11 protein-coding genes are annotated in these 9,812 nt (G+C 71.4%); 3 read left to right on the top strand and 8 right to left on the bottom strand.

Annotated features, from left to right (window positions below):
- Window positions 1-30: 30 nt before the first annotated feature.
- Complete coding sequence (locus ACFWGZ_RS35645; protein WP_382455996.1) at window positions 31-1,296, bottom strand: ATP-binding protein; 1,266 nt, start codon at window positions 1,294-1,296, stop codon at window positions 31-33.
- An 11-nt stretch (window positions 1,297-1,307) separates the two neighbouring features.
- Entirely contained in the window at window positions 1,308-1,973 is a 666-nt protein-coding gene (locus tag ACFWGZ_RS35640; protein ID WP_382455995.1) for a response regulator transcription factor, read from the bottom strand.
- A 20-nt stretch (window positions 1,974-1,993) separates the two neighbouring features.
- Here ACFWGZ_RS35640 and ACFWGZ_RS35635 point away from each other — a divergent pair, with 20 nt between their 5' ends.
- Entirely contained in the window at window positions 1,994-2,560 is a 567-nt protein-coding gene (locus ACFWGZ_RS35635; RefSeq protein WP_382455994.1) for a hypothetical protein, read from the top strand.
- Between the two features lie 170 nt (window positions 2,561-2,730).
- Here the strand turns inward: ACFWGZ_RS35635 and ACFWGZ_RS35630 are convergent, their stop codons facing one another.
- Together ACFWGZ_RS35630 and ACFWGZ_RS35625 are read right to left on the bottom strand one after the other, a co-directional pair.
- On the bottom strand, window positions 2,731-3,669 hold the full coding sequence (locus tag ACFWGZ_RS35630; protein ID WP_382455993.1) for a GNAT family N-acetyltransferase: 939 nt from the start codon (window positions 3,667-3,669) through the stop codon (window positions 2,731-2,733).
- 61 nt (window positions 3,670-3,730) lie between these two features.
- On the bottom strand, window positions 3,731-4,714 hold the full coding sequence (locus ACFWGZ_RS35625) for a hypothetical protein (protein WP_382455992.1): 984 nt from the start codon (window positions 4,712-4,714) through the stop codon (window positions 3,731-3,733).
- Window positions 4,715-4,826: 112 nt separating this feature from the next.
- Here ACFWGZ_RS35625 and ACFWGZ_RS35620 point away from each other — a divergent pair, with 112 nt between their 5' ends.
- A complete protein-coding gene (locus tag ACFWGZ_RS35620; RefSeq protein WP_382455991.1) occupies window positions 4,827-5,711 on the top strand; it encodes a Ppx/GppA phosphatase family protein in 885 nt (294 codons plus the stop codon).
- Here ACFWGZ_RS35620 and ACFWGZ_RS35615 read toward each other — a convergent pair.
- The 3 genes from ACFWGZ_RS35615 to ACFWGZ_RS35605 all read right to left on the bottom strand — a co-directional run bounded on the left by ACFWGZ_RS35615 (window position 5,700) and on the right by ACFWGZ_RS35605 (window position 6,829).
- Window positions 5,700-6,047, bottom strand: coding sequence for an STAS domain-containing protein (locus ACFWGZ_RS35615; protein ID WP_382455990.1), 348 nt, complete (start codon window positions 6,045-6,047; stop codon window positions 5,700-5,702). The genes ACFWGZ_RS35620 and ACFWGZ_RS35615 overlap by 12 nt on opposite strands.
- Before the next feature lie 71 nt (window positions 6,048-6,118).
- Window positions 6,119-6,352, bottom strand: coding sequence for a DUF6480 family protein (locus ACFWGZ_RS35610; RefSeq protein WP_382455989.1), 234 nt, complete (start codon window positions 6,350-6,352; stop codon window positions 6,119-6,121).
- Window positions 6,353-6,433: 81 nt separating this feature from the next.
- Window positions 6,434-6,829, bottom strand: a complete 396-nt coding sequence (locus tag ACFWGZ_RS35605; RefSeq protein ID WP_382455988.1) for an ATP-binding protein — start codon at window positions 6,827-6,829, stop codon at window positions 6,434-6,436.
- 95 nt (window positions 6,830-6,924) lie between these two features.
- Here ACFWGZ_RS35605 and ACFWGZ_RS35600 point away from each other — a divergent pair, with 95 nt between their 5' ends.
- Window positions 6,925-7,287 carry an STAS domain-containing protein gene (locus tag ACFWGZ_RS35600; RefSeq protein ID WP_382455987.1) on the top strand — a complete coding sequence of 121 codons (363 nt, stop codon included), beginning with the start codon at window positions 6,925-6,927 and terminating at the stop codon, window positions 7,285-7,287.
- A 133-nt stretch (window positions 7,288-7,420) separates the two neighbouring features.
- Here ACFWGZ_RS35600 and ACFWGZ_RS35595 read toward each other — a convergent pair.
- A partial coding sequence (locus tag ACFWGZ_RS35595) for an ATP-binding protein (protein ID WP_382455986.1) occupies window positions 7,421-9,812 on the bottom strand: 2,392 nt, incomplete at its 5' end.

The following is a 9,812-nucleotide window of genomic DNA, read 5'->3' as shown; positions in this document are numbered from 1 at the left end:
GGTTCTTCCCGGCTCTCCCGAAAGAGCCACCTACACCCGACGGAGCCTCAATTGCACGCGTGCGCCACCCAGCGGCCCGCGGTCGACGCGGAGCGAACCGCCCGTGGCCTCCGCGGCGCGGCGCGCGATGTCGAGGCCCAGGCCGGTGGAGCCCCCGCCGCTGGCGCCGCGGCGCACCGCGCGGGCCGAGTCCGCGATGCCGGGACCGGCGTCCTCGACGACGAGCGCCACCAGGTCGGCCTGGTGCACGAGCGTCACGGCGAACCGGGTGCCCTCGGGCGTGTAGCGGAAGACGTTGCCCAGCACCGCGTCCAGCGCGGCGGAGAGCTCCGTGCGCGCGATCGGCACGTGCGCGGGCCGGTCGGCGCCCCGGACCGTCCACGGCCGTTCCTGGTCGTCGGCGAGCGCGGACCAGAACGCCAGCCGGTCGCGGACGACGTCCGTCGCGTCGGTGGTGCTCTCGCTGGGCCGCAGGCCGGACCGGGCGGCCCTGATGATCTCGCCGATCTCCCTCTCGAGCCCCTGAACGGCCGTGCGGACGCGATCCGCGCTCGACCCCTGTCCGAGGGCGTCCGCGTCCAGCAGCAGGGCCGTCAGGGGCGTTCTCAAGCGGTGCGAGAGATCGGCGACCACCTCCCGTTCGGAGGCGAGGAGGTGGCGGACGCGTTCGGCCATGGCGTTGAACGCCTTCCCCACCTCCGCCACCTCGGGAGGTCCCTTGACCGGAACGCGCGCGGACATGTCCCCCTGTCCCATGCGCCGCGCGCCTTCCGCCAACGCCCGCGTGGCCTTCACGGCCCGTGCGCCCAGCCGGTCGGCGACGAGCACCGACCCGGCGACGAGCCCGACCGCGACACCCGCGAGCACCCACCACGTGCCGACCACGCCGTGGGTGAGCTCCTCGTGCGGCACGAACGCCTCGACGATCGCGATCCCGCTGTCGCTGGTGGCGAGCGGCTGCAGGTAGGCGACGCCGTCGGGGCGCTCGACCGTGGCGGCCCGCGCGAGCCGCTGCGCCTGCTCCAGGTCCTGCGCGGTGATGTGCGACGTGCCGTAGGTGCCGGCCGGGGACGCGAGGTGCACGGCGAGCCGCTGCTGGCCGCCGTAGCGGGTGCTGCGGATGGCCTGGCGGATCTCCTGGGGCCTCCTGGTGATCACCAGGGCCGGGGTGAGCGCGTTGGCCTGCTTCTCGGCCTCGCTGAGCGCACGGGTGTACGCGGCGTTCTTGACGACGATCGCGAGCGGGATGAGGAAGGCCAGCGCCACCATGCTGGTCGCCGCGAGAGCGACCAGCACCAGTGACCGCCTCACCTCGGTGCGACCAGGCGCACGCCCACCCCGCGCACCGTGTGCAGGTAGCGCGGCTGCGCGGCCCGTTCGCCGAGCTTGCGGCGCAGCCACGACAGGTGGACGTCCAGCGTCTGGTCGTCGCGGTGGGACGGCCACAGGCTCGCGAGGATCTCGGCGCGCGGCACCACGTCGCCGTGCCGGGCGGCGAGGTAGGACAGCAGCTCGAACTCCTTGTGCGTGAGCGAGAGCTCCCGGCCGTCGACCGAGGCCCGGCGCGCGCTCACGTCGATCTCCAGGCCGCCGACGACGAGCTGCCGGCTGTCGCGCGCCCGCCGCAGCACCGCCTGCACGCGGGCCTCGAGGTGCTCGCTGGAGAACGGTTTGACCAGGTAGTCGTCGGCGCCCGCGTTGAGCAGGCGGATGATCTCCGCCTCGTCGTCGCGGGCCGTGGCGATCACCACCGGGGTGTTCGTGACGCCCCGGATCATCCGCAGCGCGTCGCCGCCGTCGAGGTCGGGAAGTCCCAGGTCGAGCACCACGACGTCGTACCCGGACGCGGTGACTTCGCGCAAAGCCTCGATCGCGAGCGCCACACCGTGCACGATGTGGCCCTGACCGGTGAGGGCGCGGGTGATCGCCGCCCGCACCACCGGGTCGTCCTCGACGAGAAGTACCGATGCCATGTCAGGGGAGGGTCTTCGCAGTGAGACGGTCGATCGGATACCTGGCCGCGTGGGCCGTGGTGACCGCGGTCGCCGTCGGCCTGTCCTGGTTCGGGATCCGGTCGGCGATGGAGCCCGCGCCGGTGGTCCCGGGGGACCCGGCGCTCGGCGCGGCCGTGCTGCCGATGCCGACCGTCACCTCGCTCACCGTGCCGGTGCCCGAGTCCGGTGCCTCGATCGGCGCACCGCCTGTCACGTCCACCACCACGACCACGACCACCAGGCCTCCCGTTGTCAGCTCGTCCGTGCCGCGTCCTCCCAGTAGTACGGATGCGCGTCCGTCGACGGCTCAACTCGAGGAGGGGGAGTGGCAGGCGGACGGATCCTACGTGCACGCCTTCCACCTGCGCGGCGGCGACGTGGTCGTGCGCTACCGCCCCACCGGTGAGGTGGCGGCCCTGTCGGCGACTCCGGCCGACGGCTGGTCGGTCTCGGTCGAACAGCCGGGCGGGCCGCTCGTGGTGAACTTCCGCACCGCCGCCGGCCGGTTGTCCAGGCTGGAGGCCACTTGGACGGACGGGCCGACGGCGCGCGTCGTCGAGCAGTGACCACCGGCGGTGGCCTTCGCCACCACCGCGCGCTCGGGCACCCGCAGGATCGCCTCGACCAGGTGGTGGTCGCCGCGGGGACGACACCTCCGCGCCGTCCTCCGCCAGGTGGTTGCGCGTGATGACCCCCGCCGCCCGCGTCGGCCCCCGTGCCGGGCACGACCCGGCGTTCAGATGCGGAAGAGGACGGCGTCGAGATGGCGCGGGCTCAGGCCGTGCCGCCGCTTGAACCCCGCGTTGCTCCTGCCGTCCTCGAGCGTCGGTTTGCCGAGGCTGATGGCGAGCCGCACGGACTCCGCGAACAGCACCCCGTACGGGCTGAAGTTGCCGTCGACGGCGTAGTCGACCCCGCACGTCCACGTGTGGAAGCGGGTCGAGTCGGAGAGGCAGATCCCGGCCGCGACGAGCCGGCCGCGCTGCCGCACCTCGACGACGTGGACGAGGTCGCCGAGCGCGGTCACGAACGCGGCGAACGCGCTGTCGCGGTAGAAGTCGTTGTTGTCGAACCTGTTCGCGGTCTTGTCGCACAGCGCGGTGATCTCGCCCAGGGCCGCGTGGCCGACGTCGACGGCCTCGGCGGTCACGCCCGCGTCCTGCGCTCTTCGTTCGTTGCGGCGCAGGTTGGCCCGCGCGCGCTGGCCCAGCCTCGCGAGGTAGTGCTCGTAGGAGGAGACGCCCGCGAGGTCGACGGTCCACCGGTCGGTGAGGTGGCGCGCCGGGAAGCCGTTCGCCCGCAGGTCGCGGGAGAGGGCGTTGCCGCGCTGGACGTTCACGAAGCCGCACCACCGCGCGCCGAAGATCGACGCAGTGCGGGTCATCGACTCGAGCAGGCGCGGCAGCACCCTCGCCGTGGCCGGCACGTGCGCGTCGTAGCAGTGCCAGGCGTGGCTGAGCAGCGCGCGTTCGCCGTGCGCCTCGGGATAGGTCTCGTGCAGGCGGCGCAACGGGTCCGCGACCGTCTGGAGGTAGGCGGGCGTGACGGCGACCGCCCTGCCGCCGTCACGCGCCACGAAGTACGCGAAGGACTCGACGTCCGTCAGCGGCGCGTGTTCGTACGCGCTGAGGTACGCGTGCCGGTAGAAGACCGGCGCACCCGTCCGGTGGACCACCGAGTCCCAATCGGCGGCATCGATTTCCCTTATGCTGCTTGAAAACTCGACGCGCACACCGTCACTGTACGGGCTCCCAGACCGCGAACGGGACGTCCGTCTCGTCGCGGCTCGCACCGCCGTGCTCGAACTTCTTGGACGGATCGGGGATCGGGAACGCGGGCGAGGCCGCCACGGCGACCACCGGACCCGTCTCCGGCTGGGGAAGGCCGAGGTCGGTGGCGTGGTGCACGGTGGCCGCCGATCCCAGAGCCGTTGCGACGCGGTCGAAAACGGCGTCGGTGCGGCCGGGCTTCGGGTAGAGCCACCGGGTGCGCCCGGCGCCGCCGGAGGGGATCACGCAGTCCTCGCGGACGATCGCGTCCCACGCCTCGGCGAGGCCGGCGTCGGGGTCGACGGCGACCTGGCCGTGGCCGGAGTGGGCGACGACGGTCCACCCCTGTGCGGCCCAACGGGAAGCGTGCGCGTCGAGGCGGAGCATCGCCTCGTGCACCGGTTCGTCGTAGCCGTGGCGGTGCACGTGGTCGTCGATGTTGACGTACGTCCAGAGCAACCGCGCGTCCGGCAGCGCCTTGTCGAGGTCCGCCACGACGTTCGCGACGAGCAGCGGCGGGTCCTCCGCCTGCGCGGTGAGTTTGTGCCGAGGGGGCGCGGGTAACCGGGTGCAGCCGCGGAGCAGGGCCCGGGCCCAGGTTCCTTCCAGGAGGTCGAGCTCGCGGGCCAAGACCGTCGCGCCGTGCCGTTCGAGCACCGTCGGCAGGTCCGGGATCGCCGGCGAGCCGTTGATGGCGTGCACGAGTCCGGAACCGTTGCGGTACACCGTTCCCGGGACGCGGTGGACGTCCGCGGGGACGCCGGTCAGCGCCGTGAGGAAGGCGGTCGCGGCCGTGGCCGGCACCGCCGAGGAGAGCGTGGAGAGGGAGGCGGCCAGCCACGACTGCTTGGCCACGTCCGCGGAAAGACCGTCCACGGCCAGGACGATTACGCCGCGCTGCGCCTTGCTGAGGGCGTGTTCGAGCCGGGAAGGTATCTCCACCAGTGACATCGGGCGACTGTAACGCATCTCATCTGGTGCACTTCCCCTGATCGGGTGCTCTGTTCCCGCAGAATGGTGACCGATGGGGTAAAGAGAACTTTGACGAGAAGGAGAGTGGCGAATGGCGGTCGGGGTTCTCGACGTCGGGTGCTTCAGCGCACACCTGGTGGTCGTGGAACGAGACCTGACACACCCGCTGCTGTCCCACAAGGTGCGGCTGCGCCTGGACCGGGAGCTGGACTCCGCCGGAGCCGTCACGGCCGCCGGCGTCGAGTCGCTCTGCACGGCCGTCCGCGCCGCCCGCAAGAAGGCCGGTGACGTCCCGTTCCTGCCGTTCGCCACCTCGTCGGTGCGCGACAGCTCGAACGCCCAGGAGGTCATGCGCAAGGTCGCCAGACGCACCGGTGTGGACCTGAAGGTGTTGTCGGGCAAGGAAGAGGCGCGCTACTCCTACACGGCGGCGCGGCACTGGTTCGGCTGGAGCGCCGGTCCGATGGTGGTGCTCGACGTCGGCGGCGGTACCGTGGAGCTGGCGGCCGGGTTCGCGGCGGAGCCGGAGTTCGCGCTGTCGCTGCCCCTGGGGGCGAGGACGCTCACGCGGGCCGGCCTGACCGTCGAGGACATGCGGGCCGAGGTGCACGACCGGTTGTCGGCCGCCTTCCCCCGCGGGGAGAGCGCTCGCGCGGTCGGCTGCTCCAAGGTCTTCGAACAGCTCGCCCGCCTCGCCGGCGCGCGCAGCGGCACCTACGCGGCGCGGCAGCTGAGGTTGAAGGACCTGGAGAAGTGGATCCCGCGCCTGGCGAAGCTCTCGGTGCGCGAACGCGCGGCGCTGCCGGGGATCTCGCGCCACCGGGCCCAGCAGTCGTTGGCGGGCGCGGTGGTCGCGGAGGGGTTGATGAAGGTCTCGGGGCACGACGTCGTGGACATCTCGCCGTGGTCCACGAAGGAGGGCCTGCTGCTCGAACTGGTCGAGCGCTCGCGCGGACGGCGCGAGTCAGCCGCGTAGGGCGGTCACCGCGTCGTCGACGTCGGCGAACAGCCGCAGCACCTGGTCGACGGCCGTCATCTCGAGCGGGCGCAACACGACTCTCGTGTCGCTGACGACGCCGAAGCGAACGCCGAGCTCGTCGGCCTGGGCCTGGGTCTCCACGAGGGCGCGGATGCCCTCCGACCCGAAGAAGCGCACTTCCCGCAGGTCGAGGACCAGTGCGGGCGGTTTCCGGTCGAGCAGTTCGGTGAGCCTGCTGGTCACGGGGGCGGACGACATCATGTCGATCTCACCGGTCACCGCGACGATCGGGATGGACTGGACATAGGTCGTTCTCTGGTCGAGCTTGTTCATGAGGACTCCCAACCACTCCGACCGTACGCGTCTCCCGGTGGCGGTCAAGGCCGGGCGGTGCCGCCCGCACGTCAGCCCAGCAGGAAAGCCCTGGTCACGAACATGGCGGCCACGAGAACGGCGAACAGGATGATGAGCCCGATCACAATGCGTGACGCGGCTTTGCCCGGTGGTTTCTGCTCGTGGTGCGTCAGGCCGGTGGTGGTCGACCCGGAGTCGGGCGGCGTGTCGCCCGGCGCGACCCCGCCACCGGGCTCCAGGCCGGGTGTGCGGAGCGGGTCGGGATCAGGAGGCGTTGCGGTCATACGGGGTGAGGTACCCCGTTTTCAGCCTTCTAGTGCGGTGGCCACGAACCCTTGCCGGGTTGTGCACGGTGAGGATCGTGGTCACCGCACTAGCTGAGCCCAGACCACTTTCCCCCCATCGTCCGGAGTGGTCCCCCATCCGACGCTCAGGGCCTGCACGAGCTGCATGCCCCGCCCTCGCGCCGACCCGGGGTCGACGGGTCTCAGCACCGGCTGCTCCGGCGACTCGTCGTGCACCTCGAGCAGCATCCCGGCCGCGGTGCGCCGCACCGTGAGGGTGATGGTCCCCTCGCCGTGGTCGATCCCGTTGGAGACGAGCTCGGTCACCACGAGCTGCGCGTCGTCGGCCAGGTCCTCGGGCAGACCCCAGGAGGCGCAGGCGTCGCGCACCACCCGCCGGGCACGTGCGCAGGACCCGCCCTCGGCGGTCAGGGTCACCCGCACCTCAGCCAGTGGGTCGTTCAGCACAAGGCGCATCGTCGCACATCCGGCACCCCGTTCGGATCTTTCAGCCCCCCGGTGGTCGCATGCCCGGACGTCGTGCTGCACGATTTGGGTCGCACGAGTCGGGCGTGGCGGAAGGAACGGCGACGATGGAGCTCAACGTCGGCAGCGAGGTCCAGCGGGGGTGGCGAGTGCTCGCCGTCGCCGGTGAGCTGGACATCGACACCGTCCCCGTGCTGGCCGCACGGCTCGATTCGGACGTCAGCGGGGCGCACGCCGTCCTGGACCTGGGGGAGTTGCAGTTCATGGACTCGACCGGGCTCGCGCTGGTGCTGGACTGGCACCGCCGGCTGGCCGAGGCCGGGGGACAGCTGCGGATCGCCTCGGCCCAGGCGCCGGTGCACCGGTTGTTCGAGCTGGCCGACGTGGCCCAGGTGCTGAGCCTGCACGCCTCGGTGGACGAGGCGGTCCAGGAGCCGGTGGCGCCGTAGGTCCCCGGCGAGCCGGCCCTCGTTCCGGCGCGGGCGGGTCCGGCGTGGCTCGCCCCGGCGTCGCGACTGCCTCGCGTCGCGGCGCGGCCACCACCGCTGACCGGCGGAGCTCGCCCGAGCGAGCCCCGCTCCGTCACGCGTCCCCGGACACCCCGAGGTAGTACGCGATCAGCCGGATGAGGTGCTCGGTGTCCACCGGCTTCGCCACGTAGTCGGTGGCGCCCGAGGACAGCGACTTCTCCCGGTCGCCCTTCATCGCCTTCGCGGTGACCGCGATCACCGGCAGGTCCGAGTAGCGCTCCATCGCGCGGATGGCCGAGATCGTCGCGTTGCCGTCCAGCTCGGGCATCATGATGTCCATCAGGACGATGGCCACGTCGTCGTACTGCTCCAGCGCCCGCACGCCCGTGATGCCGTTGTCGGCGTAGATCGCCTCCAGGCCGTGCAGCTCCAGCACGCTCGTCAGCGCGAAGACGTTGCGCAGGTCGTCGTCCACGACCAGGACCTTCTCGCCGTGGAAGCGGATCGAGCCCGAGGCCGCGAGGACCGGGGCCGGGGTCACGATCGGGGTCGGTTCGGGCAGCACGACGGCCTCCGAGACGACCTTGCCCAGCGGCAGGCAGAGGGTGAACGTCGAGCCGATGCCCGGTTCGGAGCGGACGCGCAGGGCGCCGTTGAGCAGCTGGGCCAGTTCACGGCTGATGGAGAGCCCCAGGCCGGTGCCGCCGTACTTGCGGGACGTGGTGCCGTCGGCCTGCTGGAACGCCTCGAAGATCACGGCCAGCTTCTCGGCCGGGATGCCGATGCCCGTGTCGTGCACGTCGAACGCCACCGTGGACGGCTCGTCCATGCGCACGTGCAGGCGGATGCCGCCGTCGTGGGTGAACTTCACGGCGTTCGAGAGCAGGTTGCGCAGGATCTGCTGCAACCGGTGCTCGTCGGTGCGCAGCGTCTCCGGCACGTCCGGGTCGACCCGGACCGAGAACTCCAGGTTCTTCTCCGCGGTCAGCGGCAGGCAGAGGGTCTCGACGTAGCGGACCAGCTCGTCCACCCGCACCGGGTCCTCGTGCAGGGTCATGTGGCCCGCCTCGACCTTGGTCAGGTCGAGGATGTCGTTGATCAGCTGCAGCAGGTCGGAGCCGGACGAGTGGATCGTGCGGGCGAACTCGACCTGCTTCGCGTTCAGGTTGCCGTCGAGGTTGTCGGCGAGCAGCTTGGCGAGGATCAGCAGCGAGTTCAGGGGCGTCCGCAGCTCGTGGGACATGTTCGCCATGAACTCGGACTTGTACTTCGACGCCGTCTGCAGCTGGCGGGCGCGGTCCTCCAGTTCCTCGGAACCGGCCCTCAGCTCCGCCGTGAGGCGCTGGGACTCGACGAGGAGCAGGTCGGTGCGGGAGTTGGCCAGCATCGTGTTCACGTTGACGCCGATGGCCTCCTTGAGCTGGTCCAGGAGGTCGAGGTGGACCTCGGTGAACTCGTTCAGGGAGGCGAGCTCGATCACGCCCAGGGTCTCGCCCTGGAACAGCACCGGCAGGATCACCAGGTTGACCGGGGCCGACTCGCCGAGCGCCGAGGAGACGGTCAGGTAGCCGCCGGGGACCTCGGTGACCAGGATCGTCTTCTTCTCGAGCGCCGACTGGCCGACCAGCGTCTCGCCCATCGCCACGCGGGTCATCCGGGCGGTGTCCAGGCGGAAGCCGTAGGAGGCGGTCAGCTCCAGCGACTGCTTGGCGTCGTCGTCCTCCTGGATCTGGAAGAACGCGCCGTGGTGGGCGCTGACCAGCGGCGTCAGCTCGCTCATGATCAACGACGCCAGCGCGCGCAGGTCGCGGTGGCCCTGCATCAGGCCGGACAGCCGCGCGAGGTTGGTCTTGAGCCAGTACTGCTCGCGGTTCGCGCGGGTGGTCTCCTTCAGGTTGGCGATCATCTGGTTGACGTTGTCCTTGAGCTCGGCGAGCTCGCCGGACGCGTCGACGGTGATCTGCCTGGTCAGGTCACCCGCGGTCACGGCCGTGGCGACGGCGGCGATCGCGCGGACCTGCGTGGTGAGGTTCGAGGCGAGCTGGTTCACGTTGTCGGTCAGCTTCGACCACGTGCCGGCCACGCCGTCGACCTCGGCCTGGCCGCCGAGCTTGCCCTCGGTGCCGACCTCGCGCGCCACGCGGGTGACCTCGTCGGCGAACGAGCTGAGCTGGTCGACCATCGTGTTGATCGTGGTCTTGAGCTCGAGGATCTCGCCGCGGGCCGCGACGTCGATCTTCCTCGTCAGGTCACCCCGCGCGACGGCCGTGGTGACCTGGGCGATGTTGCGGACCTGGTTGGTCAGGTTGTCCGCCATGAAGTTCACCGAGTCGGTGAGGTCCTTCCACGTGCCGGCCACGCCGGACACGCGCGCCTGGCCGCCGAGGATGCCCTCGGTGCCGACCTCGCGGGCCACGCGGGTGACCTCGTCGGCGAACGACGGCCGCTGGGCTACCATGCCGAGAAGCTGCCCGCCCAGGGTCGCGACAACGACAATCACGTCG

Origin of the sequence: Lentzea sp. NPDC060358 (assembly GCF_042725365.1) — a bacterium.
GTDB lineage: Bacteria > Actinomycetota > Actinomycetes > Mycobacteriales > Pseudonocardiaceae > Lentzea.
This window is presented reverse-complemented; position numbering and strand designations above follow the sequence as displayed.

What these genes read in the sequence shown, in the direction of transcription:
- ACFWGZ_RS35640 (WP_382455995.1), bottom strand. Translation starts at nt 1,973, where the DNA reads ATGGCATCGGTACTTCTCGTCGAGGACGACCCGGTGGTGCGGGCGGCG.
- ACFWGZ_RS35625 (WP_382455992.1), bottom strand. Translation starts at nt 4,714, where the DNA reads ATGTCACTGGTGGAGATACCTTCCCGGCTCGAACACGCCCTCAGCAAG.
- ACFWGZ_RS35620 (WP_382455991.1), top strand. Translation starts at nt 4,827, where the DNA reads ATGGCGGTCGGGGTTCTCGACGTCGGGTGCTTCAGCGCACACCTGGTG.
- ACFWGZ_RS35615 (WP_382455990.1), bottom strand. Translation starts at nt 6,047, where the DNA reads ATGAACAAGCTCGACCAGAGAACGACCTATGTCCAGTCCATCCCGATC.
- ACFWGZ_RS35610 (WP_382455989.1), bottom strand. Translation starts at nt 6,352, where the DNA reads ATGACCGCAACGCCTCCTGATCCCGACCCGCTCCGCACACCCGGCCTG.
- ACFWGZ_RS35605 (WP_382455988.1), bottom strand. Translation starts at nt 6,829, where the DNA reads ATGCGCCTTGTGCTGAACGACCCACTGGCTGAGGTGCGGGTGACCCTG.